A 24887-nucleotide genomic window follows, 5' to 3' on the forward strand; every position below is an offset into this window, starting at 1 on the left:
GTTGCTAATCTTAAAATCAATGTGGTTATATAATGATACCGTTATTAATTTTATCGTTCATTTATAAAGTTTGCTACTAAGTTATTAATGCAATGAGTAAATGGATTAGGTTAGCGATGAACTGAATAATTATGCATATGATACCAGCAGGGTATATTTTATCTAGTTTATTTGGTTAATGTGGCTTTGGTGCATAAAAACCAAATTAAAGTGAATATTTATGTTGATATTGAAGTTTATTCGGTTACTATATTCGCATCTAGTGCAATTATATTCAGTTATCATTATGAGCATCGAACTAAAAAACATCTGTAAATCTTGGGGTCAACTTGATGTATTACAAAACATCGACCTTAAATGTGCGAAAGGCGAGACCTTAGTGCTACTTGGTCCAAGTGGTGCAGGTAAGAGTTCCCTATTGCGTGTGCTTAACTTACTTGATACGCCAGATAATGGCACGATCAGTATTGCTGGTGAAACATTTGATTTTTCTGGCAAACTTAATGATAAGCAATTAGCTAAGCGTAGCCAGATGTTGAGACAGAAAGTAGGCATGGTATTTCAACAATACAACCTATGGCCGCATATGTCTGTGATGGATAACTTAATTGAAGCACCTGTTAAGATTTTAAAGCAAACAAAACAACACGCTCGTGAAGAGGCCATGAAGATCCTTGAGCAATTACAGCTAACTGATAAAGCCGATGTATTTCCATTAGCCTTATCAGGTGGTCAACAGCAACGTGTCGCGATTGCACGTGCTTTAATGATGAAACCAGAAGTATTGTTATTTGATGAACCGACTGCGGCGTTAGATCCAGAGGTAACTAATCAAGTGGCTGAAATAATTACATCATTAGCCATCACAGGTATTACGCAGGTTGTTGTTACGCACGAAGTGGACTTCGCGCGTAAAGTCGCTAGTCAGGTGTGTTATCTTGAAAGCGGTGAAATTGTTGAGTTTGGGGGTGCTGAGCACTTTCAACAACCACAAACGCCACAGTTTACAAATTATTTAAAACATTAGGAATAAGGTCGTACCAAATGAAAAAATTACTCACAGCATTAATTCTAACTTCTGCTGCGGCACAAGTCACAGCGGCAGAACAAATAAAATTTGTTACTGAAGCGACGTATCCTCCGTTTGAAATGATGGATGAAAACAACGAATTCCAAGGTTTTGATATTGATATCGCCCGCGCAGTTTGTACTGAATTAAAAGCTGAGTGTAGTTTTGCTAACCAGTCATTTGATAGCTTGATCCCAAGCCTAAAGTTCCGTCGTTATGATGCGGCTATTGCAGCAATGGACGTAACGCCTGCACGTCAAAAGCAAGTTGATTTTTCTGATGTCTATTATGAAAATTCAGCGGTACTAGTGGCTGAAAAAGGCAAATACAGTATTGTTGCTGATTTAGCAGGTAAAGCAGTAGGTGTACAAAATGGTACATCACACCAAGCTTACATGATAGATACTTACGCAGATGAAAAAGTATTGCTACTTAACTTCCCATCATACCAAAAAGCATTTTTAGACCTTAAAAATGGTCGTGTCAATGGTGTATTTGCAGACTCTGCAGTGGCGCACGATTGGCTAACGAAGCACAGCGGCGGTAACTACGAAACAGTCGGTAAAGCCGTGACTGATGCGAAATACTTTGGTGCTGGTTTTGCTATCGCAGTACGTAAAGGTAACACTGAATTATTAGCTAAATTGAACAAAGGTTTACAAACGATTAAAGCGAACGGCATCTACGATAAGATTTACGCAAAATACTTTGCTAAATAATAGATAACAGTGTTTAATCTCGACCTGAGTTACATTGTAATATTAGGGCATAATAGCCCTGTTATTGTGATAACGAGATAATTTATTTTAAAGTGCCTTTTAGGGGCATTTTTTGTTTTTACGTCCGGAGTTTTTATGGATCTTTTGCAGCTTCAATTATTATTGGATGCAACAAAAATCACCCTTGGCCTCGCGCTAACATCATTGTTGGTTGGCTTGGTTCTCGCTATTTTATTCTGTGTTGCAGAAATGCAAAAGAACCCACTTATTGCCAAGCCTATTAGCTTATTTGTTACTGTATTACGTGGTTTACCTGAGATATTGATCGTATTTTTCATTTTCTTCGGTGGTACGCATATCCTATTTTTATTAACCGATGAATTTTATGACATCAGTCCGTTCTGGAGCGGTGTGGTGGCACTGTCGCTAATTTTTGCCTCTTATGCATCGCAAACATTACGTGCGGCTATTCAATCGGTACCGAAAGGTCAACAACAAGCTGCACAAGCGCTTGGTATGGGACCTGTGCGTTGTTTTCTGCGTATTACCTTACCGCAAGCATGGCGTTTAGCATTGCCGGGTTTAGGCAATCAGTGGATGGTACTGCTAAAAGATACCGCGTTAGTCTCTTTGATTGGTGTGACGGACTTAATGAAACAAGCTGATTTATTATCAGGTAGTACTTATAAGCCTTTTACCTTTTTGGTGGCCGCAGCAGCGATTTACCTGATTATCACTTTGATTAGTCAATGGTTGTTAAAGCACCTTGATAGTTACATTAACCGTTTTGATGCCGGAGTAGCAAAATGACGTTAGATCACTTCTGGTTATTATTTGACGGTTTGAGTACCACCCTTGAAATTACCTTTTACAGCTTATTGTTTGGGTCTATGATAGCGGCGTTGTTAACGCTGGCGATGATCAACAAGATCCCAGGATTAAACTTATTATCACGGTCTATTATTTTGGTCTTTACCGGTACCCCGTTATTGATTCAAATCTTTTTGGTATACAGTGGTCCATCACAGTTTGAGTGGATTAAAGACAGCTTCTTATGGGATTACCTGCGTCAGGCTAAAATCTGCGCCATTATTGCGTTATCGTTTAATACGGCTGCCTATTCATCGTTACTCTTTAAAGGTGCTATTGAATCGGTACCACGTGGTGAATGGGATGCATGTAAAGCCCTCGGCATGAACCGCTGGCAGACACTGGCGGTTATCGTGCCACATGCGATACGCCGGGTATTACCGTCTTATTCTAATGAAGTGATTTTGGTACTCAAAGGTACATCATTAGCAAGTTCGATTACGATTATGGATGTGATGGGTTATGCCAATCAAATCAATGGTCAAACCTATGATGCATTAATGGCCTTTTCTGCTGCGGGTATTATCTACTTAGGCATGAATGGTATCTTGGTATTGATCTTTAAACAGTTAGAGAAAAAAGCCCTCGCGTTCCAATCTTAATTTCTGCATTTCTTGCTCACTGATATCGTTATTGATACCGATATCAGTGAGTAAATTGTATTATTTCACCTGAAAGTGAATCGCTAATAGATAGAAAGCGAAACTCTTAAAACCCATACGTAATTCATTTATTTACCGTGCATATTCGTGTTGTTAATTGTTTTTTAGTCAATGTTGCAGTAAGGTAGCAGTGATTAAAGGAATGTGTGAATATTGTATTCTACATAAACAATTAAGATAATGGAGACGTCTATGAAAGTTGCTGTATTAGGTGCTGCTGGTGGTATCGGTCAAGCTTTAGCCCTACTTTTGAAAACTCAACTACCTGCTGGTTCAGATTTATCACTCTATGATATTGCACCAGTAACTCCAGGTGTTGCTGTTGATTTAAGCCATATCCCTACAGACGTTACTATTGCTGGTTTTGCTGGTACAGATCCTACAGATGCACTTGTTGGTGCTGACGTAGTACTTATCTCTGCGGGTGTTGCTCGTAAGCCAGGTATGGACCGTTCAGATTTATTCAATATCAATGCTGGCATTATCAAAAATCTAGCAGCTAAATGTGCTGAAGTATGTCCAAATGCATGTATCGGTATTATTACGAATCCTGTTAACACTACTGTGCCAATCGCTGCTGAAGTACTTAAGCAAGCGGGTGTTTACGATAAGCGTAAACTATTCGGTATTACGACGCTGGATGTTATCCGTTCTGAAACTTTCGTAAGTGAGCTTAAAGGCATTTCACTTGCTGACGTTGAAGTGCCGGTTATCGGTGGTCATTCAGGTGTCACTATTCTTCCGTTACTTTCTCAAGTTAAAGGTGTTGAATTTACAGCAGAAGAAATTGCGACGCTAACACCACGTATTCAAAATGCTGGTACTGAAGTTGTTGAAGCTAAAGCGGGTGGCGGTTCTGCGACACTTTCTATGGGTCAAGCAGCAGCACGTTTCGGTCTTTCTCTTGTTCGCGCACTACAAGGTGAAGAAGGTATCGTTGAATGTACTTATGTTGACGGTGGCTCTGAGCACGCAACGTTCTTCGCACAACCTGTACTACTAGGTAAGAACGGCGTTGAAGAAGTATTAGCATACGGTGACTTAAGCGAATTTGAAACGAACGCACGCGATGCAATGCTAGAAGAACTAAAAGCGAACATCACATTAGGTGAAGAATTCGTTGCTGGTTAATCATTACATTTAGCCTGTTAGGTTAAAGATGATGACAATTGAAACCCAAGTTATTTTTAACTTGGGTTTTTTTATTTAAGAAAGCGACACATCGGTCGATATAACTGTTACTACAGTAGTTATTATCGCGCAAATTTTTTAGGTTGATTGATATGTTTATAACACCGACAGCTAGGTTAACGACAATTTGTCATTATGTGAAAGCGGCATTATTAGTCATGGCGACGAGTGTGTCTTTGGCCGTTGTAATGCCAGTCTTTGCAGAAGAAAGTGTCAAGACTGTCGTGTTTAGCAAACCAGTTGGTGAAAAAGAGCAACGTATTACCGACAGTGGAGAACGTGCTGTTGCAGCGGAGAAAGCTGGTAAAACAGCATCTGCATTCAGCGAATATCCCAGTGCGATAGAGCTATATAGTGATGATGAACTCAATCAATTAATTGCAGAAAATACCCACCTAAAAAGGGTTCTTGCAGATGAGTGCCAACTCGTTGCTGATATTAAAGCGCGTGCTGAATTAGTAAGGCTACCGACTTATCAATTTCTATGGGGTGACATGTTAGCCTGGGGTGTGTGTGTTGATAAAAATGCCGAACTTGGTATTTATTATATGCGTGCAGCAGCAAGACAGGGTCAACCTCGAGCATTAGAACAACTGGGGCGTTACTATGTACAAGGGAAATTTGTGCAGCAAGATATCGAGCGTGCTGTACCGTTATTTGAACAATCTGCTAAATTAGGTTTTTTACCGGCGAAAATACAATGGGCCGAGTTATTAATTCAAGGTTACGGTAGTCCTTATGATTATCAAATGGCTTACAGTTATTTATATAATACTGTGACGGCTGATGTTAAGATGCACAAAAAATTAACCCAGTTATTAGCACAATTAGAAAACTTAATGCCTGAACGTGTGGTTACAGCAGCAAAAAATGCCGCTAAATATCAGTAAGCATGACGAATTAAGTACCTCATTGAAGCTAACTGAATAGTCAATTAGAGTTAGATCCGATTCGATCCTGCGCTCATTTGGCACTATCCTTCTCGTATACCGACTTACTTATGGTACAAAACTGTATCCTGACGTAGTTTGGGTATATAATCTGACCGTTATTACCTCCAATTTGGACCTTCTATGAGTAAAGACCCTTTCCACTCGCGTGAGCAGGAAAAATATAATAATCCTATTCCTAGTCGAGAATTCATTCTTGATTATCTTCGTAGCCTAGATAAGCCGATTAATCGTGAGCAAGTATTTGCTGGATTAAAATTACAAGGCGAAGAGCACGAAGAAGCTTTACGTCGTCGCTTACGTGCGATGGAGCGTGATGGGCAGTTGGTTTTCTGTCGTAACAGAACTTATGCACTACCTGAACGCTTAGATTTGCTGGAAGGTTTGGTATTGGGTCACCGCGATGGTTTTGGCTTCTTCCGTCCTGATGATGGTGGTAAAGATTTATTTATCTCTATCCGTCAAATGTCGACGTTATTTCATGGCGATCGTATTCTTGCACAACCTGTAAAAGAAGAGTTTAAAGGCCGTAAAGAAGCACGTTTCGTACGTTTATTAGATGCTGAACCACTGCAACTTGTTGGTCGTGTTTATCTGGAAAAAGGGATTGCCTTTGTACGTCCAGATGACAGCCGTATTAAACAAGAAGTACGTATTAGTGATGAAGAACGTCTCGGTGCTCGTGCTGGTCAAATGGTTGTGACAGAAATTGTAAAACGTCCAACTTATAACTTGCCTGCGTTAGGTAAAGTGATCGAGATACTGGGTGAAAATATGGCACCTGGTATGGAGATTCAAGTGGCGATCCGTACCCATGATATTCCGCATGTATGGCCAGAACATATTCTTGATGATATGGCAAAACTGTCACCAGAAGTCCCTGAAGATGCAAAACTAAATCGTGTTGATTTACGTGATCTACCGTTGTTAACTATTGATGGCGAAGATGCGCGAGATTTCGATGATGCTGTATTCTGTGAACGTAAAAAAAGCGGTGGCTGGCGTTTATGGGTAGCAATTGCTGACGTAAGTTCATATGTGCAAACTAATTCAGATTTAGACTTAGAAGCACAAGGCCGTGGTAACTCGGTTTACTTCCCTGAGCAAGTTGTCCCTATGCTGCCAGAAGTATTATCGAATGGTTTATGCTCGCTGAATCCACATGTTGATCGTTTATGTATGGTTTGTGAAATGACCATTTCTGATGCCGGTCGTTTGTCGGGTTATAAATTTTATGAAGCTGTGATGAATTCACATGCTCGCTTAACCTATACCAAAGTAGCTAATATTCTTGATGGTGATACAGAACTGCGTGATGAATACCAAGCGGTAGTGCCACACCTTCACGAATTACATAACATGTATAACGTGTTGAAAAAAGCACGTTCTGAACGTGGAGCCATTGAATTTGAAACGTTAGAAACACGTTTCGTATTTAATGAACATCGTAAAATTGACAAGATCGTACCGGTTGTACGTAACGATGCGCATAAGTTAATTGAAGAATGCATGATTTTAGCGAACGTTGCATCGGCACGTTTTGTTAGCAAGCATAAAGCTGCGGCATTATTACGTGTGCACGATACTCCGGGTGAAGAAAAACTGGTTAACTTCAGAAGCTTCTTAAGTGAGACGGGTCTAGAGTTAAAGGGTGGTTTGAAACCAACCCCGCTAGATTACGCTGATTTGATTAGTCGAATTCAAGATCGTCCGGATAAAGAACTTATCCAAACAATGCTGCTACGCTCAATGAAACAGGCAGTATATCAAGCAGAAAACAACGGTCACTTTGGTTTAGCATTAACTGCGTATGGTCACTTTACGTCACCAATTCGTCGTTATCCTGATTTAGTATTACACCGTGCGATCAAGTTTGAAATTGCTAACCAAGCGGCAGTTAAAGCAGGTAAACCCCTAACGAAACGCTGGACTAGCACTGGTGGTTATTGCTACCAAGTATCGGATGTTGAGACACTCGGAGAGCATTGCTCATTAACAGAGCGTCGTGCCGATGATGCAACGCGTGATGTATCAGATTTCTTGAAGTGTGAATACATGCAAGATCATCTTGGTGATACATTCGAAGGTGTTATTGCAGCAGTAACGGGTTTTGGTTTCTTTGTTCGAATCAAAAATCTTAACATCGATGGCTTAGTGCACGTGTCTAGTTTACGTGGTGATTACTATAATTTCGATGGTAGTCGTCAAACGCTACGTGGAGAATCAAGCGGTGTTGAATATCGTATTGGTGATCAAGTTGAGGTTAAAGTCTTAGCGATCAACATGAACGATAAGAAGATTGATCTTGAGCTAGCGGGTGCAGTAACACATAGCCGTCGCAGTAAACGTAAACCAGCAGAATTTTCTGGTAAACGTAAACCTGAAGGCGCAAAAGCGAAGCCGAACAAAAAGACTAAATTAAAGTTAAAAACTAATAGTGATGTAGTGGTAAGTGCGGCTGATAAAGCGCGCGTTGCTGCCAAGCTACAGCCTCAAACAGGCGATGCTGTTGAAAAAGGCACATCACCGGTTGATGCAGTTAAACCGAAAGGCAAGACTAAACCAGCAAAGAAGAAAGTAAAAGCTAAGGCTAAATCACGCCCGGGCAGAGCTGAACGTTCAAAGCAAAAAGCCAATAAATAGCAATGGTAATACAAGGTAGAGAGATACAATGAGCAGTGAACTAATTTTCGGTATTCATGCAGTTAAATCATTATTGGAGCATGAACCAGAGCGCTTCATTGAAGTATATGCATTAAAAGGACGTGAAGATGATCGTCTAACACCATTAATAGCAGAATTAAATGATATTGGTATTGCAGTGCAATTGGTTAACCGTAACACACTTGATAAGAAGTGTGATGGCGGCCGTCATAACGGTGTATTAGCACGCGTTAAAGAAGGTAAAAAACTAAATGAATCTGATCTTGATACGTTACTAAACCGTATTGAAGAAAAAGAAGAACAGCCATTATTACTAATTCTTGATGGTGTTACTGATCCGCACAACCTAGGTGCTTGTTTACGTAGTGCTGATGCAGCGGGTGTTCATGCTGTTATCGTACCTAAAGATAAGTCAGTACAACTGACATCAGTGGTGCGTAAAGTAGCGTGTGGCGCAGCAGAAACAGTGCCACTGATTGCAGTGACAAACCTTGCACGTACTATGCGTGAGCTGCAAGAACGTCGTATCTGGATTGTGGGTACTGCGGGCGAAGCTACTCAAGATTTATACCAGCCTAAACTAACTGGTCCATTAGCTATTGCGATGGGTGCGGAAGAGAAAGGTCTACGTCGTCTAACGCGTGAGCATTGTGATGAACTAATTAGTATCCCAATGGCGGGTAGTGTTTCAAGCTTGAACGTATCAGTAGCTACTGGTATTTGTTTGTTTGAAGTAGTACGTCAACGTCAGGCTAAATAATCCTACGCGCTTGTTTGGTGAATAGGTCTAGTAAATAGGCTTAGTAAGTCGGTTTAACCAATCGGTTTTACGACAATGAGTTGATATAAAAAAAGCGTCCAATTAATGGACGCTTTTTTATTAACTCTATTTTATTAACTAAATTTTACTGACTATAGTTTACAGCGTGATGGCACTACTTAGCTTAATTCGCTCGCGATTAAGCATCCATTACGTCTGAGGCTTCACTTTTACCGTCACTATTGATATGCGCTTCGCTACTCGCAATTTTACGGCCTCTTGGCATCTTCACTACTAATGTTTTTGCTAATTCATCATGTAGGCAGCGGCGTTGGTCACCTCTAAAAATAGCCAAGAAATTACTGATCGTAATTACAAAACCAAAAAATGGTAGGTAAGCGACAACCCAAAATGGCAGGTAACGCTTGAGGATGATGTCTTGTAGGCTGAGGCGTTGGCCATTTTCGCCGACCACTGCAATACCAACAATGCGTTTACCTAGGGTCTGACCATATTCTTTTAGTAGGTAACTGTTTAACGCCATGAATAACACAATCTCAAGTAATGATACTTTGACTTGAGTAGCAAAGGAAATCGTGAAATTTTCATCGATACCGGCACTTAAATTTAGTAAATCGAAACCGAGAATAAACGGGACTAACATTACAGTCGGAAAAATGACTTTATCTAATATTGCTGCTTGAAAGCGTTGAGCTAACGTAGCAAGTTCAACATATTGACGTGATGACGAAGGTTCAGGTTGCATATGACTTCTATAAATTAGTTAGTTAACTGGAATTCAGACATAGATGATAATCAATCCTTAGCGTATTAATCAAGATTTACTCGCACTTAATTTACAAATTCAATTTTTAATTCACAGCGTAAATAATATTGTTATTATGTTAGGTGATTTTAATTTTAGTATATGGGATTGATTATGACTTGGATGTGTTATCGGTTTAGTGAGTTGTCCAGTTTGCAACTCTATGATGTATTGCAATTACGCGCAGCTATCTTTGTTGTAGAGCAAGATTGCGCTTATCAAGATATTGATGGTTTAGATATGCATCCTGATACGCGTCATATTCTGCATTATAGTATGAAAGGTGAGTTACTTGCTTATCTGCGTATTTTAGCGGCGGGAGTTAGTTACCCTGATGTGGCGATTGGTCGTGTTGTGACTGCTGAGTCAGCCCGTGGACAAGGTCTTGGTCATCAGTTGCTTAAACGCGGAATGAGTGTGGCCAAATCAACATGGCCTAATCAAGATGTATACCTTTCTGCACAGGCTCATTTGCAGCATTATTATCAAGGTTATGAGTTTGCTACTGTGACGGCAGAATATTTGGAAGATGGAATTCCCCACGTTGGTATGCGCTGGCAAGCGAATTCTGAGCATTTTAAAAGCTCATAACAAACAAGACTAATAACATGTACGATACCCAAGTTACTTTAAGTATTAATGTAACTATTTACGATTATCTTCATTGTCGAGTTGTATTATGGGGAGTGACACTATATAATTCGCGGTCTCAAAATTAGTCAATTTTTTATACGTTCCTTGCCTCGATGGACCGACTAAGCCAGAGCCGAGGCTGATTAAACCCGTGAGGAGCTTACGATGCGTCATTACGAAATCGTATTTATGGTTCACCCAGATCAAAGTGAACAAGTTTCAGGCATGATCGAGCGTTACAGCGCTGTAATCACTGAAGCAAATGGTACTATCCACCGTCTAGAAGACTGGGGTCGTCGCCAATTAGCATACCCAATCAACAAACTTCATAAAGCTCACTATGTTCTTATGAACATTGAAGCTGGCCAAGATGTTATTGATGAGCTAGAAAATAACTTCCGCTTTAACGACGCAGTGATCCGCAACATGATCCTACGTACTAAAGGTGTAGTTACTGAAGCTTCTCCAATGGCTAAAGCTAAAGAAGAACGCCGTGAAGCGCCTGTTGCTACTGAAGCACCAGCTGCTAAATAATAGCGTTTTAGCTATAGGTATTTGTTTATTGGATAGCATTTAGTTATCCAATTATTTGAGAAGATTTTAGGAGATTTTAATTATGGCACGTTTTTTCCGTCGTCGTAAATTCTGTCGTTTCACTTCTGAAGGTGTTACGGAGATTGATTATAAAGATATCGCTACGTTAAAAAACTACGTAACTGAAAGCGGTAAAATTGTACCAAGTCGTATTACTGGCACACGTGCTAAGTACCAACGTCAACTTGGTCGTGCGATTAAACGCGCACGTTACTTGTCTCTACTTCCATACACTGACTTACATAAGTAAGCTATTGTTTGGTCGTCAAGACTAACTCTATATTTTTGAGGAAAGGTAATGAAAGTAATTTTATTAGACAAGATCGCTAAATTAGGTAAATTAGGCGAGACTGTTAACGTTAAAGCTGGTTATGCTCGTAACTTCCTTTTACCGAAAGGTAAAGCGGTTCTAGCAACTAAAGCAAACGTTGAATCTTTCGAAGCACGTCGTGCTGAACTAGAAGCTAACGTAGCTGCTGTTAAAGCAACTGCTGAAGCTAAAGCTGCAACAATCAACGCTCTAGAAGCTGTTGTAATTGCAACTAAAGCTGGTGACGAAGGTAAGATTTTCGGTTCTATCGGTACTCGTGACATCGCTGATGCGATCGTTGCTGCTGGTGTTGAAGTTGCTAAAAGTGAAGTTCGTCTTCCTGAAGGCGCTTTACGTACTCTTGGTGCGTTCGAAATCAGCATCCAAGTACACAGCGAAGTATTCGCTACAGTGAACTTAGAAGTTGTAGCTGAAGCTTAATTTAAAGTTTAACTTTAGATTAATCTCAGTATAAAGCCATGGTGTATACCATGGCTTTTTTTATACCTGTCATTTGAGGATATCACTATTTTGGGTAGCCAGTGATGGTACGAATCGATTGGTATAACGGCTGTAATTGTGTATACATTTTCAAATAGACTTGATTATAAAGTGCATCATAAGTCGCCACGATCTCTGGCTGCGGTTGAAAGACTTTATTTACTCGTGTCATTCCTGAAATTGCCTGATCAAAGTCGGCATAAATACCTAGCCCAACTGCAGTGACAATCGCAGCCCCTAATCCCGATGTTTCGAATGTATGTGGGCGTTCTGCTGGCATATTAAAAATATTGGCCGTTAACTGCATCGCCACATCACTTTGAGAACCGCCTCCTGATACCCGCAATGTGGTTATTTTGACCTTGTTACGTTTACTGATACGTTCTTTACCTTCTCGTAATGAATAGGCAAGTCCTTCTAATATCGCACGATAGATATGGGTACGGGTATGTACATCACCAAAACCAATAATACCGCCTTTGGCTTCAGGTCCGGGATCGCGTGCGCCAGGTGTCCAATAGGGTTGTAACATCAGCCCCATAGAACCAGCTGGAATTTCTGCGACTAAGCGATCGAATAATACTTCTGGTGCGATACCTTCAGCATCAGCGAGATGCTGTTCCCGTAAACCAAACTCTTTTTTAAACCAACTGATTAGCCAAAAACCACGATAAATCATGACCTCTGAAGAATAGTGACGCGGTATCGCGGAAGGAAATGGCGGTAAATGTGGCGTGGCTTCCACATATTTGTCTGTGGTGATGTTAATCGTTGCAGTAGTGCCATAACTTAAACACGCGATGTTAGGGCGGTTACCACCAGATCCGATAATTTCGCAAGCTTTGTCTGATGCCGAGGCTATCACGGGTAATCCAGCTGGAATACCTGTATAGGCCGCGGCATCGTCGGTAACATGACCGACAAGCTCTCCAGCTTCGACCAGCTTAGGTAGCATTTTCGGGTCTATCGCTAACATATCCCAACGCCAATCCGATTTTTTCAACCAAGCCAGCTTTTTATAATCAAACGGGATATAACCAACTTGGCTACCAATTGAATCAACTACGTTATCGGTGAACTTATAATTTAAAAACCCTGATAGCAGTAGGTATTTGGATGTATCACGCCATATTTCGGGTTGATTTTGACGGATCCAAATGGCTTGTGACTTTTCTTGAAAACGCTGAATAATATCTTCGACACGGGCAATTTTAAATAACCAGTTCCAAGGCCATTGAATGCTTTCTTGTTGCGCATGACGTTGATCTAACCAGATGATCGCCGGCCGTAATGCTTTGCCTTCAGCATCAAGATTGATCACGGTACCACGTTGGGTCGTGATCGACATACCAGCAATATGCTGTTTATCGATCGCCGGGTATTTTTTAAGATCTTGCCAAAGTAAGTCACAGGCCTGCTTGACGGCTAGCCAGTAGTAATCAGGATCCTGTTCTGCCCAACCAGGCTGCGCTGAAAAATAAGGAGTGATTACTTGTTGTCCTTTGGCGATCAAATTGCCTTGGTTATCAAAAAGTAGTGCGCGAACACTTTGGGTTCCATTATCAATACTCAACAAATAGCGTTGCTGCTCCGATGCTAATGGTGATGATGTTGGAGTAAGACTATCCATGTAAATTATCTCCGACTGAGCTAGCTTGCCGCTACGTGAGGTGAGCTATCATTATGTTTTGGTAAACAATGACTATGTTTTGGCAAACTATAGTAACGCTGAATGATGGCTTGATAGCGATCGACTTCGTGTAGCCATTGTGCTTCATTCCAGTGTAACGCTGCTTGGCAAAGAGGCTGTAATTGCACGAATAACTGCTCACCACCTTTTGGCAATAATAACCCGATGCGACAACGACGTAGCAATAGGTCATCAAGATGAATAACCATTTCGTGCTGTAATATCCACTTTAGTTCAGCAAAAAATGTATTTGTGCTACCAACCAACTTGAGGTCACCGTGACTGGCGTTATTGATCAAATGGCTATAATGGTTACCATAGTGACTTTTTAAACGCTGTATTTGCTGCGGGTTCAAGGTACTATCGATTGGCTTAGCTGTGATAGGTTTAAATAGTTTAGCTGCTTGTAACTCGATGATATTTATATCTGGCAAGTAATGTTGTGCGACCTTTAATACATCGAGAGCGATCAACCTGAAGGTGGTGAGCTTACCACCTGCGACACTGATCAAGCCTTGTTCATTCCAGATCGAATGCTCACGTTTTTCATCTGACGGTTTGGTCTCTTTTACCTTACTTCTGGTATTGGCACTGCTACTTGTACTGACTACTGGGCGGATCCCGGCGTAGGTGGATATCACATCGTCTTCGCTAATATTAGCTTGCGGAAACTGCTTGTTGATCCCGGTAAGTAAATAATCAACCTCGCCTTGGCTAATGCAAGGTTGTTGATCTAAATCGGTGTCATGATCAAGATCCGTGGTCCCAATCACAGTGCTATTCTCCCAAGGGAAAGCAAAGATAGGACGCTTGTCTTCGGGGTGGAAGTAGCTAACCGAATAGGCGAGTGGTAATCGCCAGCTTGGGATAATTAAATGACTACCTCGCAATGGCCTAATGGCTTTTTTGGCTTGCAGTTGCTGGCGTAATTTGTCTGTCCAAGGGCCCGTCGCATTGATCACAACGTTGGCCTTTAAGCTAAATACTTGTCCAGATACCTGATCAGACACTTTAATGCCGGTGACTTTATCGGCGGTTTTAATGAGATGCTCTGCGCTGAGATAATTGATGGCACGGCCACCAAGTTCTTGCGCTTCTTGTAATACTCGCATGACCAAACGAGCATCGTCAGTGACCGCATCGGCAAACTGTGTCGCACCCTGTAATTTATTCTGCTCAATCCCCGGCACATGAAAATCATTAATACCGTGATTAATATAACTGTGATTACGTTTCCCACCAATCCAATCATAGATGGTTAGCAAGCTATTAAACACAAAGGGGCCAGGAAATTGAGATTTATAATGACCCATCAAAAATTGCAATGGGTTCACTAAACCGGGTAACTCGTTAAGCAATTTTTCACGTTCAGTCACGGCATCTTTGGTCATATTATATTGACCACTACCAAGATAACGCAGACCGCCGTGTACCATTTTTGAAGACTTGCTGGATGCCCCCCAAGCAAAATCTTGTTGCTCAACTAATAATACTTTCAGGCCTGACTGGCTGGCGCTTAACAATATGCCAGCTCCCGTGATGCCCCCACCAACAACGATCATATCCCAAACGGTATTATCAGCACTTTGTTGGATCTGAGAGAGATGCTGCTTACGACTCAAGCTGGTTAATATATGGCTCATATTACCTCCTAGCTGACCTGTTCTTGATGTTGCGTGCTATCACCGCTTGATTGTAGATTCAGTGTTGATGCTGGTTTTGATGCAATGAGGCAATGTGGATTCATTATCTGCTGTGGATCAAATGTGTCGCACAAAGACTGAATGGCTTTGATCGTCAATTCTCCTTTCTCTGTAGTTAAGTAAGGTTGGTGATCTTTACCGACGCCATGCTGATGGCTTATGGTGCCTTGGTTGTTAACGATGATCTCTGAGGTTGTGTGTTTTAACTTTGCCCATTGAGCTAGGGTTTGCTGGTAGTTGTCACCTGCTGTGAAAATATAGGTGGTGTAAATACTAGAGCCTTGTTGGTAAAAATGAGATAAATGAGTAAACACGTGCATTTGCGGTGCGCCAGCGGTTGGATCTTGATTTAATACTGTGCGTAGATTGGTTTCTATTTTGGTTAATAGATTATCGACGTTATGCCAGTCCGTTGCTGTTTCTAGGGTATCTACGACATAGCCTTTTTGCCATAACGCTTCGCGGAAGTAGGGCATGGTAAATCGTTTTTCAGCCCATTTATTACCCATGAACGACCCTGTGTATAAGCCTTGGTACGCTTTGGTGATCTTTTTTAGTTGCTTTAATGCGCTGCGACATTGGAACTTGGTCCCTGTTAAGCCAAATGTCATCATGCATTTACCTTCTTTTGCCCCAAATACAACGAGGGCTTTTTCGAGTAAGGCGATTTGTTTTTCATGTCCGGCTAAGGCAAGTTGGGTTTCGGTCTCGATAGCATTGCTTAAACGTAGCATAGACAGTTGTATATCGGATTGGACGAGTGTTTTGGCTGCTTCTTTGGCTTGCTGCCAGCTTGGGAAGAAGGTCACATAAAAGTTCTCTTGTGCTGCGAGTTTACGCACCCGGACTTTGACTTCGGATAAGATACCAATACGGCCTTCTGACCCCATCAACAACGCTTTAATATCAGGGCCTGCTGCCGAAGCGGGGAAAGTTGGAATATTTAATCGACCAACTGGTGTGATGACTTCACCACCGGCAAACAGCTCTTCAATGCGGCCATAACGTAAAGACTGTTGACCACTCGATCGCGTGACAACCCAGCCGCCAATAGTTGAAAGTTCGAAAGATTGTGGGAAGTGCCCTAAGGTATAACCTTGCGCACGTAGCTGTGCTTCGACTTGTGGTCCCGGAGTACCTGCACCAAATGTGGCGAGCTGGCTTTCGGTATCGAGTGCGATGAGTCGGTTCATACGGCCCATATCGACGGTTAAAATAGCGTGTTCTGATGCAAATGGATTGATGTGACCTGCGACACTGGTGCCACCACCATAGGGGATGACGAGAATATTGTGTTGCTGACAGACGTGGAGAATCTCGACTAAATCATCACTATTTTCTGGAAAGGCTACCCCATCCGGGAAATATTCAAAATCACCACTGCGCATGGCTAACCAGTCCGGTAAACTCTGTCCCCGAGCGTGACGAATACGCACTTCAGGATCGAGATTAAATAACGGGTGATGGGGCAACCGGGAGGCTGGTACTTGTTTCATCACATCCTCAATCTGCGCATCGACGAGTGGTGTTGTTGCCCCGACTTTTGAAAGTAAAAAATCATCAGCAGTACTCGGTAGATCTAATTTATTGGCTTCATCGCCCCAACCATTCCAACGTTTCATAATCTCATCTTCCTCTGTAATATTACGGTATGTTATCTAGTTTAGATGTAAAGGGCGGTTGATAGCATTGTCGTATTAAGCCAAGATAAGTATCAAATTAGGACTAACTCACAATACCTCAGGGTAAAGCTCGTTATACTCATAAATACGTATTGAATAAGGATGATTCAGTTATGGTAGGGCTAGGTTCAGTATCAGTGCCAGTAATAAAACAGTATTTACGTTATGTGGAAACGTTGGATATCGATGTACCAGCGTTATTGTCACGCAGTAATATTACAGTAGCCACGCTTGCCCAAGAAAGTGAGCGTATTACTGGTGAGCAATTGCAGGCATTTTTGGCCAACCTTATTATTGCCACTGATGACCCCTTATTCGGATTGAAAAGTGGTGCCTTTGTTGAGCCAAGTTCGTACAGTGTTCTGGGTTATATCACGATGACGTGTGCGACGCTTGAACAAGCGCTTGAACGTATTCAGCCTTATGAAAAATTGGTGGGCGACATGGGCGTGACATCAATAAACTATCAATCTAAGCAGCTATGTATCAATTGGCATTGTGCCTATACCTTTGAAGATGTACGAGAGCAAATGGTCGATAATGTATTTGCTTCTTGGCTTGCTTATGTCCGTTGGTTGTCAGGGCAAGATTTAGGACCTTTGGAAGTACATCTGCAACGTGCAGCGCCAGCGCCAGAACTTATGCATCACTATCAGCAGGTATTTTCTTGTCCGGTACTATTTTCACAATCAAGTAATAGTCTTATTTTACCGCGTGAATACCTTGGTATCCCGTTACGGCAGCCAGACTGTAACTTGTTGAAAACACTTGAGATGCATGCCGCGGTACAAGTTTCTGCCCTTGGCGATACGCATAGTTTTAGTGTCCAAGTTAAAGATATTATTCGTATTTTATTATCGAAAGGTATTACTCGCAAAGATATGGTCGCTGGGCAGTTAAACATGAGTGAAAGAACGTTGCAGCGGAAATTGCAGCAAGAGCAAACCAGTTATCAGAAATTATTGGATGAGGCGCGTTTATCACTGGCTCAGCAGTATTTAATTGAAACACAGCTGGCGGTGGATGATATTGCTATGCAACTTGGATTTAGTGAAACACGATCTTTTTTTCGAAGTTTTAAGCGTTGGACAGGGCAAACTCCGAGTGTTTATAGAGAATGTAGTTCACAGAAATTAGGTTAAATAAGCCATTTATGTACGCAATGCTTTCATTTTTCGAGTATGAGGTCTAATATTTTCCAAAAAGAATAAAATTAACCTTTATACTGCTTCACAGCAGGATGCAATTAGTGAGTATATGATGAAAAAAATTACAACAATGATTGTTGCGTTAGCATGTTTAGTCCCTTCTTTGTCTATGGCTGCGGGTGATGTTGCTGCTGGTAAAGCCAAAGCTGTAGTGTGTGCAGCTTGTCATGGTGCGTCAGGTATTTCTGCTATTCCTATGTACCCAAATCTAGCGGGTCAGAAAGAAATGTATTTAGTTAATGCATTGAAAGCATACAAAGCTGGTCAGCGTACAGGCGGTATGGCACCTGTGATGGCCGGCCAAGCTGCTGCATTATCTGATGCTGATATTAATAACGTAGCAGCGTACTTCTCAAGCCTTAAATAGTATTGAGTTAATCCCTACGCTGGTAAGTGCATAAGCCTCATTGTGAGGCTTTTTTATTAACCAAAAAACCAGCAAACGATCCCTTCATATAAATTTTTACCACTTCTCTGGTTATTTCATTTCCCCTACAGGGATATTTTTAGGATAATGGTTAATCACACTAAATTTCGTGAGTGCTAGCATGGCCGAAAAACGTCAAAACCAGTTTCAAAATCAGTTTTCAAAAGACAAAAATAAAAAAGACAGTGCTGTTGATGCGCTAAAAGTGCCGCCGCATTCGTTTGAGGCTGAGCAATCGGTTTTAGGTGGCTTATTCATTGATAATGAAGCTTGGGATCGTGTAACCGAATTTATTGTAGCAAAAGATTTTTACAGTCGCCCACATCAACTTATCTTCGAAGGAATGGCAAAGCTGGTGGATCAGCATATCCCACTGGATATTATTACCGTTTCTGAATGGCTAGATAACGAAGAACTGCTTGATGATGCTGGTGGCTTTGCGTATCTGGGTGATATTGTTAAAAATACCCCAAGTGCGTCGAACATTACTGCTTATGCTAACATTGTGCGTGAGCGTGCAGTGATACGTGAACTTATTGCGGTTGCCAGCGATATCAGTGAATCAGGTTATGAGCCGCAAGGGCGTAAAAGTACCGACCTACTTGATTTAGCTGAAAGCAAAGTATTTCAAATTGCAGAATCAAGACAGAGCGAAGGCCAAGGCCCGAAGAACTTAGAAAGCGTTCTGCAAGAAACCGTTGATAAAATCGAAGAACTTTATCAAACCCCGCATGACGGTGTGACAGGTGTTGCATCTGGGTATAACGACCTTGATGGCATGACGACAGGATTCCAACCATCTGATTTAATTATTGTCGCAGCGCGTCCATCCATGGGAAAAACGACTTTCGCGATGAATTTATGTGAACACGCGGCACTAAATGAAGATAAACCTGCGGTTATTTTTTCACTGGAGATGCCTGCAGAACAGATTATGATGCGTATGCTCGCGTCACTGGGTAAAATTAACCAAACCAAAGTACGTACTGGTCAATTAGATGATGATGATTGGGCGCGTTTATCTGCGACCATGAAGAGTATGCTAGAGCAGGGTAAGATGTATATCGATGATAGTTCTGGTTTGACCCCTACCGAGGTTCGTTCGCGCTCTCGCCGTATTGCTCGTGATCATGGTGGCATCAGTATGATCATGATTGACTACCTACAATTAATGCGCGTACCTGCATTAAGCGAAAACAGAACCTTGGAGATCGCTGAAATATCGCGTTCATTGAAGTCCCTTGCTAAGGAACTTAAATGCCCTGTGATTGCCTTATCTCAGTTGAACCGCTCGCTGGAGCAACGTGCTGATAAGCGCCCGGTTAACTCGGATCTTCGTGAATCAGGATCTATTGAGCAGGATGCCGATTTAATTATGTTTATTTATCGTGATGAGGTTTATAACGACGATTCACCAGATAAAGGCACGGCCGAAATTATTATCGGCAAACAACGTAATGGCCCGATTGGTAAAGTCAGACTGACCTTTAACGGTGAATTCTCACGCTTTGATAACTTTACCGGCCCTGCTTATGATGATGATTATTAAGGAATAACTATGCGTTCAGCAACGGCTGAAATATGCTTGCAGTCATTGCAGCATAACGTTCAACAAATAAAAAGCATTGCCCCTAACAGTAAAATAATGGCTGTTGTGAAGGCGAATGCTTATGGCCATGGTCTACTTGCCGTCGCATCTGCGCTTACTGATGTCGATGCATTTGCGGTGGCTCGTGTTGAAGAAGCCTTAACCCTGCGCAGTGGTGGTATTGTAAAACCGATCTTATTACTGGAAGGTTTCTTCTCGACTGATGAATTACCGATCTTGGTGGCGAATAATATCCAAACATCGGTACATATCGAACAACAACTTGATGAATTAGAACAAGCAGATTTAGATGCGCCTATCCATGTTTGGTTGAAAATGGATACCGGTATGCATCGTTTGGGTATACGTCCTGACAACTGTAAACGTGCGATTGAGCGCTTGAAGAATAACCCTAATGTAGTGCAACCAGCACGGTTGATGACGCATTTTAGTTGTGCCGATGAAGCCGATCCAACTATCACCCAACGCCAAATTGATTTATTTGATGAGTTAGTTGTTGGTGAAGAAGGTGAGCATTCAATTGCTAACTCTGCTGGTCTGTTAGCTTGGCCTGCTGCACGCCGAGAATGGATCCGTCCAGGTATCATGCTGTATGGTGTATCACCTATGATCGGCGCGACAGCCGTAGATCATGATTTAAAGCCAGTAATGACCTTAACCACAGATTTAATTGCAGTACACGATATTAAAAAAGGTGAAACAACGGGCTATGGTGGTATCTGGAGTGCGTCAGAAGATACACGCTTAGGCGTTGTTGCTGTGGGTTACGGTGATGGCTACCCACGCATGGCGCCAGAAGGAACGCCGGTATTAATTAATGGCCGTATCGTGCCGATTGTTGGCCGTGTCTCGATGGATATGTTAACGGTAAATTTAGGCGCCGAATGCCAAGATAAAGTGGGTGATAAAGTGATTATGTGGGGCGCAGGTTTACCAGCAGAATTAGTGGCAGAACACATAGGAACCATTGCATATGAACTTGTTACTAAGCTTACCCAACGGGTTACACTTAAATATTTATAAAAATTAGTTGACCATGACGCCCTAATTTTTATTGCCTAAGCCAACTAAAGTTAAGCTATATCAAGGTATTATGTTATAGGTAACATGGGATCATGAATTATAATACATTTAAGTAAATGTAAATATGAGCATTTCATCTGCAATTTACTCATTAATTACGTTATGATTAACTAGAGTTCAAGCTCTATGTGGGTTTGACAGAGATTTGAATATATAAAGTAACTTATTGTTTTATTTCTGAATTCACTAATAAATATAAAATTGATTTATGTGACTAGTGGCTACGACTAAACTTATTTAATCTTACTTTTATCATTTAGTTTGTATAGCAGTAAGGGGCGGCATATGACAGATAATACGATACAAAGAAATCTTCCTAGACAAGAAAGAAGCCTTGAAAGAGTAAAGCAAATCATTGATTCAGCAGCAATCTTATTTGATGAGATTGGTATTGCTAATGCGACGCCTTCAGATATTGCCAAAGCATCGGGTTTAACTAGAACATCGCTATATCGTTACTTTCCGAACAAAGCATCGATTATCCGTGCGCTGGCAGAACGCCATTTACAAGCGTTGCAATTACGCTTCTCAGCAGTACCAAGTGATTTACCGCTTGAAGAGCGTATTGAGTTGGTCATTGAGACATACGCTGAGTTTTACCGTAATGAACCGGGTTACATGGCCGTTTGGTCGGGCGTTGATTCACTGCCAGAACTGAAAAGTATTGATCAGTCAGCCCTCGATTTTCATTCTGCGGTTATTCAAAAGCAAATGGCGAGTATTGTTTCTGATGATATCAGTAGCGAGCAAGTTAAAATGATCTCGGTTATCCTACCACGTACTGTAGGTTCTATTTTACGCTTGGCAGTGCAAGAACCTGAATTGGCAGATAAATACGTACGCGAAGCAAAAGTGTTAGCGACGGTATACTTGACTCATTATGCCCACCTTGCTGGTTATGACCTTAAAGAAAATCCAAGTTCAAGCCCTGCATAATATCCGAACAAACTAGCGGTGCTGAATAATTTAGTCACTGCTAGATACCTTCCTAAATTAGCAGCGGATGCTGATTATTAAATAACGGAATTGTTACATGCCTATCTCTTATGTTGAACCTGTATTTCGTCCGCCGAGTGAATGGCGATCGTTGATCTTACAAGTCGCAAATGGTTGTTCTTGGAATAACTGCACTTTTTGCGATATGTATACGCAACCTCAGAAAAAATTTCGAGCTAAAAAGATAGCTGATATCGAAGCCGAAATTTTGAGTGTCGTTGCTAGCGGGCAAAAACATCAGCGCGTTTTCCTGGCTGATGGTGATGCCATGACATTACCGTTTAAACGGTTAAAAGAGATCTTGTTACTTATTCGTAAACACATGCCAGATGTTCAAAGAGTCAGTGCATATTGTTTACCACGTAATATCAAAAGCAAATCATTAGCAGAGCTTTATGAGTTATGTAATTTAGGTTTGGGCATTGTTTATGTTGGTTGTGAAAGTGGTGATGATGAGGTTCTCGCATTAGTAGAGAAAGGGGAGACTTATGATTCGCAACTTGATGCTCTCTACAAGCTGAAAGGTGCGGGTATTAAAACTTCAGTGATGATACTTAATGGTCTGGGTGGTACTGAGTTTACCGAGCAGCATGCATTAAACTCTGCGCGCTTAATGAATGCTGCACAGCCAGACTATTTATCGACGTTAGTGGTGTCTTTTCCACTAGGGCAAGCTAAGTTTTCCCAAAATTTTGTTAATGGTTTCCAGTTACCTGATCAGCAGGGCTTGTTTTTGGAAATGCAAATGTTGTTAGAAAATTTGGAACTTAAGAATACCATATTCAGGTCTGACCACGCCTCTAACTACTTGTCTTTAAAAGGGGTTCTGGGGCAAGATAAAAGCAGATTACTAGCACAGATATGTAGTGCCATTGAAACCCCTGAGCAGAGCCATTTACGTAAAGAATGGCAGCGTGGGTTATAATTTCTATCTTTCTCACCGAAAAAGGAAAAACGATGTCTTTAAAGGACCAGATTATCATTAGTGAAAAAAGTTTGCATAAACACGTAATGAATAATGAAGTTGAGGAATTAATCCCGTTTATTGATGATGAATTTATTGTACTATCGGGAAGAGGCGTTAAGTTTAATAAATTAGAAGTACTTGATGTGATAACAAGGGAAACGGGGTTAAGAGTCACTACTGGAAGTCAGTCTTTTGAATTCAGAGAAATATCCACAGATGTTGTTCAGCTATGCTACAAAGGCTGGATGGACTATGGTAATGATAAGAAAACTTACTCTCTCCGTACTTCTATTTGGAAAAAAAATCTGACAGGATGGAAAATAATATTTCATCAAGGAACCCCGTGTAAACCATTTTAACATTAAGCGCTGTTATTATCACAGCCTTAACAAAAATCGGCTACACAAGATGACAACCAGAAAGTGCGGTGCTATGGTTATATTTCAATAACGTTTATCTTATAATCAGCAAATATTCGATAGTTTTTTCCTATCAAAATGATTGTCTAAAGCAATTGGTTTAAGATTATATTTAATGTAAAAATTATGCCGTAAAATAAGCAAATATTTAATTAATTTAGGAGATTAAAATGGTTTTAGTAGGACGTCAAGCACCAGACTTTACAGCTGCAGCAGTACTAGGTAACGGCGAAATCGTTGATAGCTTTAACTTTGCTGAATTCACTAAAGGTAAATCAGCGGTTGTATTTTTCTACCCACTTGATTTCACATTTGTTTGCCCATCAGAGCTAATCGCTTTTGATCACCGTCTAGAAGATTTCCAAAAACGTGGTGTTGAAGTTATCGGTGTTTCAATCGATTCACAATTCAGCCACAACGCATGGCGTAACACTTCTATTGAAGATGGCGGTATCGGTCCAGTTAAATACCCACTAGTAGCAGACGTTAAACACGATATTTGTCAAGCATATGGTGTTGAACATCCAGAAGCTGGTGTGGCTTTCCGTGGTTCTTTCCTAATCGACACAAACGGCGTTGTTCGTCACCAAGTTGTTAACGACCTTCCATTAGGCCGTAACATCGATGAAATGCTACGTATGGTTGATGCACTAAACTTCCACGAGAAAAACGGTGAAGTTTGTCCTGCACAATGGGAAGCTGGTAAAGAAGCTATGGAAGCATCACCTGAAGGCGTTGCTAAATACCTAAGCAAAAATGCTAAAGGCCTATAATTTTCACTTAACTTATTAAGTAAAAATTAAGTCTAATAAAAAAGCCAATCTCAGTGAGATTGGCTTTTTAGTATTGAATGATTTTGTTTTAAATAACGTTAAATTGAATTAGCTATCAAAGCATATCTCAATAGACGCACTACCGAATGCACTGGTTAGTGGCAGCAACAATTTAGGACCTTCTGCTTTGTGAGTAACTGTATGCCCTTTACCTGACACCACAATCGGTGTCGACATATCAAAATCAAAGCCTTTATCAGCTAAAATACGCTTTGCCCCACCTGTTACCATGTTGGTGATCTCACCTACCATATCAATTACTTCAGCGTCAATTTTAGCGGGTTTCTCACCCAGCATATTATTCATGATCGCTAAGGCTAATGACTCATCAAAGGTAAGTGAAAATGAGCCTTTTGCTTGCGTTGACATCATTCCCATGATGCCAGTAATATCACCTTTGGCTTTATCATCTTTTTTGAGTCTTGGCTTACCGGGTGTTAATTCCACTTGTGCCATGGTATTTAATACATTTAATAAAGATGAGATAAATGGATTGATAAACTCTACGCGCATTGTTTGTT

Annotated in this window: 25 protein-coding genes; 20 read left to right on the forward strand and 5 right to left on the reverse strand. The window is 41.1% G+C overall.

Features of this window, described 5'->3' with window-relative positions:
• Positions 1-286: 286 nt before the first annotated feature.
• The 8 genes from artP (at position 287) to rlmB (ending at position 8885) form a co-directional block, all read left to right on the forward strand.
• A complete protein-coding gene (gene artP, locus HWV01_RS01860; RefSeq protein WP_211673820.1) occupies positions 287-1027 on the forward strand; it encodes an arginine ABC transporter ATP-binding protein ArtP in 741 nt (246 codons plus the stop codon).
• A 17-nt stretch (positions 1028-1044) separates the two neighbouring features.
• Positions 1045-1788 carry a transporter substrate-binding domain-containing protein gene (locus tag HWV01_RS01865; protein WP_211673821.1) on the forward strand — a complete coding sequence of 248 codons (744 nt, stop codon included), beginning with the start codon at positions 1045-1047 and terminating at the stop codon, positions 1786-1788.
• 135 nt (positions 1789-1923) lie between these two features.
• Positions 1924-2598 (forward strand): arginine ABC transporter permease ArtQ, encoded by a 675-nt coding sequence (gene artQ / locus HWV01_RS01870; RefSeq protein WP_211673822.1) that lies wholly within the window; start codon positions 1924-1926, stop codon positions 2596-2598.
• A complete protein-coding gene (gene artM / locus HWV01_RS01875; protein ID WP_211673823.1) occupies positions 2595-3260 on the forward strand; it encodes an arginine ABC transporter permease ArtM in 666 nt (221 codons plus the stop codon). Before artQ ends, artM begins: the two co-directional genes overlap by 4 nt.
• A gap of 252 nt (positions 3261-3512) precedes the next feature.
• Positions 3513-4451, forward strand: a complete 939-nt coding sequence (mdh, locus tag HWV01_RS01880) for a malate dehydrogenase (RefSeq protein ID WP_075472215.1) — start codon at positions 3513-3515, stop codon at positions 4449-4451.
• 152 nt (positions 4452-4603) lie between these two features.
• Complete coding sequence (locus HWV01_RS01885; protein ID WP_211673824.1) at positions 4604-5401, forward strand: tetratricopeptide repeat protein; 798 nt, start codon at positions 4604-4606, stop codon at positions 5399-5401.
• Between the two features lie 183 nt (positions 5402-5584).
• Complete coding sequence (gene rnr, locus HWV01_RS01890; RefSeq protein WP_211673825.1) at positions 5585-8104, forward strand: ribonuclease R; 2520 nt, start codon at positions 5585-5587, stop codon at positions 8102-8104.
• A 28-nt stretch (positions 8105-8132) separates the two neighbouring features.
• The gene (rlmB, locus tag HWV01_RS01895) at positions 8133-8885 is read left to right on the forward strand and encodes a 23S rRNA (guanosine(2251)-2'-O)-methyltransferase RlmB (protein WP_045111999.1); all 753 of its coding nucleotides are present in this window, start codon (positions 8133-8135) and stop codon (positions 8883-8885) included.
• Positions 8886-9084: 199 nt separating this feature from the next.
• Here the strand turns inward: rlmB and HWV01_RS01900 are convergent, their stop codons facing one another.
• Positions 9085-9651, reverse strand: coding sequence for an RDD family protein (locus tag HWV01_RS01900; RefSeq protein ID WP_211673826.1), 567 nt, complete (start codon positions 9649-9651; stop codon positions 9085-9087).
• Positions 9652-9825: 174 nt separating this feature from the next.
• On the opposite strand from HWV01_RS01900, the gene HWV01_RS01905 reads away from it, so the two are divergent.
• The 4 genes from HWV01_RS01905 to rplI all read left to right on the forward strand — a co-directional run bounded on the left by HWV01_RS01905 (position 9826) and on the right by rplI (position 11689).
• Positions 9826-10302, forward strand: coding sequence for a GNAT family N-acetyltransferase (locus HWV01_RS01905; protein ID WP_211673827.1), 477 nt, complete (start codon positions 9826-9828; stop codon positions 10300-10302).
• A 207-nt stretch (positions 10303-10509) separates the two neighbouring features.
• The gene (rpsF, locus tag HWV01_RS01910) at positions 10510-10878 is read left to right on the forward strand and encodes a 30S ribosomal protein S6 (RefSeq protein WP_045111995.1); all 369 of its coding nucleotides are present in this window, start codon (positions 10510-10512) and stop codon (positions 10876-10878) included.
• Positions 10879-10960: 82 nt separating this feature from the next.
• Positions 10961-11188 carry a 30S ribosomal protein S18 gene (rpsR, locus tag HWV01_RS01915; RefSeq protein WP_006030173.1) on the forward strand — a complete coding sequence of 76 codons (228 nt, stop codon included), beginning with the start codon at positions 10961-10963 and terminating at the stop codon, positions 11186-11188.
• A 48-nt stretch (positions 11189-11236) separates the two neighbouring features.
• Positions 11237-11689 (forward strand): 50S ribosomal protein L9, encoded by a 453-nt coding sequence (gene rplI / locus HWV01_RS01920; RefSeq protein ID WP_211673828.1) that lies wholly within the window; start codon positions 11237-11239, stop codon positions 11687-11689.
• An 85-nt stretch (positions 11690-11774) separates the two neighbouring features.
• On the opposite strand, the gene HWV01_RS01925 is transcribed toward rplI, so the two are convergent.
• The 3 genes from HWV01_RS01925 to HWV01_RS01935 are packed head-to-tail and all read right to left on the reverse strand — an operon-like array spanning position 11775 to position 16764.
• On the reverse strand, positions 11775-13379 hold the full coding sequence (locus HWV01_RS01925) for an FGGY-family carbohydrate kinase (protein ID WP_211673829.1): 1605 nt from the start codon (positions 13377-13379) through the stop codon (positions 11775-11777).
• Positions 13380-13399: 20 nt separating this feature from the next.
• Positions 13400-15082, reverse strand: a complete 1683-nt coding sequence (locus HWV01_RS01930) for a glycerol-3-phosphate dehydrogenase/oxidase (protein ID WP_211673830.1) — start codon at positions 15080-15082, stop codon at positions 13400-13402.
• Between the two features lie 8 nt (positions 15083-15090).
• Positions 15091-16764 (reverse strand): FAD-binding oxidoreductase, encoded by a 1674-nt coding sequence (locus HWV01_RS01935; protein WP_211673831.1) that lies wholly within the window; start codon positions 16762-16764, stop codon positions 15091-15093.
• Between the two features lie 197 nt (positions 16765-16961).
• On the opposite strand from HWV01_RS01935, the gene HWV01_RS01940 reads away from it, so the two are divergent.
• From HWV01_RS01940 to HWV01_RS01975, 8 genes are all read left to right on the forward strand, one after another.
• Complete coding sequence (locus HWV01_RS01940; protein WP_249185415.1) at positions 16962-17966, forward strand: AraC family transcriptional regulator; 1005 nt, start codon at positions 16962-16964, stop codon at positions 17964-17966.
• A gap of 118 nt (positions 17967-18084) precedes the next feature.
• Positions 18085-18399: a cytochrome c gene (locus HWV01_RS01945; RefSeq protein ID WP_211675611.1), complete on the forward strand. Its 315-nt coding sequence runs from the start codon at positions 18085-18087 to the stop codon at positions 18397-18399.
• Between the two features lie 181 nt (positions 18400-18580).
• On the forward strand, positions 18581-20008 hold the full coding sequence (dnaB, locus tag HWV01_RS01950; protein ID WP_211673833.1) for a replicative DNA helicase: 1428 nt from the start codon (positions 18581-18583) through the stop codon (positions 20006-20008).
• 9 nt (positions 20009-20017) lie between these two features.
• Complete coding sequence (alr, locus tag HWV01_RS01955) at positions 20018-21091, forward strand: alanine racemase (protein WP_211673834.1); 1074 nt, start codon at positions 20018-20020, stop codon at positions 21089-21091.
• Positions 21092-21436: 345 nt separating this feature from the next.
• Positions 21437-22087, forward strand: coding sequence for a TetR/AcrR family transcriptional regulator (locus HWV01_RS01960; RefSeq protein WP_211673835.1), 651 nt, complete (start codon positions 21437-21439; stop codon positions 22085-22087).
• 97 nt (positions 22088-22184) lie between these two features.
• The gene (locus tag HWV01_RS01965) at positions 22185-23072 is read left to right on the forward strand and encodes a radical SAM protein (RefSeq protein WP_211673836.1); all 888 of its coding nucleotides are present in this window, start codon (positions 22185-22187) and stop codon (positions 23070-23072) included.
• A gap of 32 nt (positions 23073-23104) precedes the next feature.
• Entirely contained in the window at positions 23105-23473 is a 369-nt protein-coding gene (locus HWV01_RS01970) for a DUF4440 domain-containing protein (RefSeq protein WP_211673837.1), read from the forward strand.
• Between the two features lie 230 nt (positions 23474-23703).
• On the forward strand, positions 23704-24306 hold the full coding sequence (locus HWV01_RS01975) for a peroxiredoxin C (RefSeq protein ID WP_211673838.1): 603 nt from the start codon (positions 23704-23706) through the stop codon (positions 24304-24306).
• A 108-nt stretch (positions 24307-24414) separates the two neighbouring features.
• On the opposite strand, the gene HWV01_RS01980 is transcribed toward HWV01_RS01975, so the two are convergent.
• On the reverse strand, positions 24415-24879 hold the full coding sequence (locus HWV01_RS01980; RefSeq protein WP_067046139.1) for a chemotaxis protein CheX: 465 nt from the start codon (positions 24877-24879) through the stop codon (positions 24415-24417).
• Between the last annotated feature and the right edge of the window lie 8 nt (positions 24880-24887).

Origin of the sequence: Moritella sp. 5, from assembly GCF_018219455.1 — a bacterium.
In the GTDB taxonomy this organism is placed as follows: Bacteria; Pseudomonadota; Gammaproteobacteria; order Enterobacterales; family Moritellaceae; genus Moritella.

Bases quoted from the DNA above. Each gene is read 5' to 3' on its own strand.
- artP (WP_211673820.1), top strand. From the start codon at position 287: ATGAGCATCGAACTAAAAAACATCTGTAAATCTTGGGGTCAACTTGAT.
- HWV01_RS01865 (WP_211673821.1), top strand. From the start codon at position 1,045: ATGAAAAAATTACTCACAGCATTAATTCTAACTTCTGCTGCGGCACAA.
- artQ (WP_211673822.1), top strand. From the start codon at position 1,924: ATGGATCTTTTGCAGCTTCAATTATTATTGGATGCAACAAAAATCACC.
- artM (WP_211673823.1), top strand. From the start codon at position 2,595: ATGACGTTAGATCACTTCTGGTTATTATTTGACGGTTTGAGTACCACC.
- mdh (WP_075472215.1), top strand. From the start codon at position 3,513: ATGAAAGTTGCTGTATTAGGTGCTGCTGGTGGTATCGGTCAAGCTTTA.
- HWV01_RS01885 (WP_211673824.1), top strand. From the start codon at position 4,604: ATGTTTATAACACCGACAGCTAGGTTAACGACAATTTGTCATTATGTG.
- rnr (WP_211673825.1), top strand. From the start codon at position 5,585: ATGAGTAAAGACCCTTTCCACTCGCGTGAGCAGGAAAAATATAATAAT.
- rlmB (WP_045111999.1), top strand. From the start codon at position 8,133: ATGAGCAGTGAACTAATTTTCGGTATTCATGCAGTTAAATCATTATTG.
- HWV01_RS01900 (WP_211673826.1), bottom strand. From the start codon at position 9,651: ATGCAACCTGAACCTTCGTCATCACGTCAATATGTTGAACTTGCTACG.
- HWV01_RS01905 (WP_211673827.1), top strand. From the start codon at position 9,826: ATGACTTGGATGTGTTATCGGTTTAGTGAGTTGTCCAGTTTGCAACTC.
- rpsF (WP_045111995.1), top strand. From the start codon at position 10,510: ATGCGTCATTACGAAATCGTATTTATGGTTCACCCAGATCAAAGTGAA.
- rpsR (WP_006030173.1), top strand. From the start codon at position 10,961: ATGGCACGTTTTTTCCGTCGTCGTAAATTCTGTCGTTTCACTTCTGAA.
- rplI (WP_211673828.1), top strand. From the start codon at position 11,237: ATGAAAGTAATTTTATTAGACAAGATCGCTAAATTAGGTAAATTAGGC.
- HWV01_RS01925 (WP_211673829.1), bottom strand. From the start codon at position 13,379: ATGGATAGTCTTACTCCAACATCATCACCATTAGCATCGGAGCAGCAA.
- HWV01_RS01930 (WP_211673830.1), bottom strand. From the start codon at position 15,082: ATGAGCCATATATTAACCAGCTTGAGTCGTAAGCAGCATCTCTCTCAG.
- HWV01_RS01935 (WP_211673831.1), bottom strand. From the start codon at position 16,764: ATGAAACGTTGGAATGGTTGGGGCGATGAAGCCAATAAATTAGATCTA.
- HWV01_RS01945 (WP_211675611.1), top strand. From the start codon at position 18,085: ATGAAAAAAATTACAACAATGATTGTTGCGTTAGCATGTTTAGTCCCT.
- dnaB (WP_211673833.1), top strand. From the start codon at position 18,581: ATGGCCGAAAAACGTCAAAACCAGTTTCAAAATCAGTTTTCAAAAGAC.
- alr (WP_211673834.1), top strand. From the start codon at position 20,018: ATGCGTTCAGCAACGGCTGAAATATGCTTGCAGTCATTGCAGCATAAC.
- HWV01_RS01960 (WP_211673835.1), top strand. From the start codon at position 21,437: ATGACAGATAATACGATACAAAGAAATCTTCCTAGACAAGAAAGAAGC.
- HWV01_RS01965 (WP_211673836.1), top strand. From the start codon at position 22,185: ATGCCTATCTCTTATGTTGAACCTGTATTTCGTCCGCCGAGTGAATGG.
- HWV01_RS01970 (WP_211673837.1), top strand. From the start codon at position 23,105: ATGTCTTTAAAGGACCAGATTATCATTAGTGAAAAAAGTTTGCATAAA.
- HWV01_RS01975 (WP_211673838.1), top strand. From the start codon at position 23,704: ATGGTTTTAGTAGGACGTCAAGCACCAGACTTTACAGCTGCAGCAGTA.
- HWV01_RS01980 (WP_067046139.1), bottom strand. From the start codon at position 24,879: ATGCGCGTAGAGTTTATCAATCCATTTATCTCATCTTTATTAAATGTA.